At 59.2% G+C, this 779-nt stretch carries 1 protein-coding gene; it reads right to left on the reverse strand.

Translation table 11 applies throughout. The features are described 5' to 3' along the window. A partial coding sequence (gene radA, locus FDW87_RS22875; protein WP_252363221.1) for a DNA repair protein RadA occupies positions 1–779 on the reverse strand: 779 nt, incomplete at both ends.

Genomic DNA, 779 nt, shown 5'->3' on the forward strand with positions numbered 1-779 from the left:
GCAGGCTGGAAACCATTGCCAGTAGCAGTGCCAGATCGGCGCTGGTTTCGGTAACCTTCACGCCGCCAACCACGTTGACGAACACGTCCTGATCCGCCATCTGCAAGCCGCCGTGACGATGCAGCACGGCCAGCAGAATCGCCAGACGGTTCTGCTCCAGACCGACCGCCACACGACGCGGATTCGCCATCATCGAATGGTCGACCAGCGCCTGAATCTCCACCAGCAACGGGCGCGTACCTTCCCAGACCACCATCACAGAACTGCCGGAGGTGACTTCATCGCCACGGCTTAAGAAGATAGCGGAAGGGTTGCTAACTTCACGTAGCCCCTGTTCGGTCATGGCAAAGACGCCCAGTTCATTCACCGCGCCAAAGCGGTTTTTATGGCTACGCAGAGTACGAAAACGAGAATCGGCGTCGCCGTCGAGCAGCACCGAGCAGTCAATACAGTGCTCCAGCACCTTTGGACCGGCCAGCGAGCCGTCTTTGGTGACGTGGCCGACCATGACAATCGCCACGCCGCGCGTTTTGGCGAAGCGGGTCAGGTAAGCCGCGGTTTCGCGCACCTGTGCCACGCTGCCCGGCGAAGACTGAATATCCGCCATGTGCATCACCTGAATGGAGTCGATAACCATCAGCCTCGGCTGTTCTTCTTCGGCAATCAGGCAAATTTGTTCGATGCTGGTTTCCGACAGCATGTTCAGATTCGCCGTCGGCAGACCGAGTCGATGCGCGCGCATCGCCACCTGTTGCAAAGACTCTTCGCCGGTGACGTAC

This window comes from Citrobacter sp. wls826 (genome assembly GCF_005281245.1).
Lineage (GTDB): Bacteria > Pseudomonadota > Gammaproteobacteria > Enterobacterales > Enterobacteriaceae > Citrobacter > Citrobacter braakii.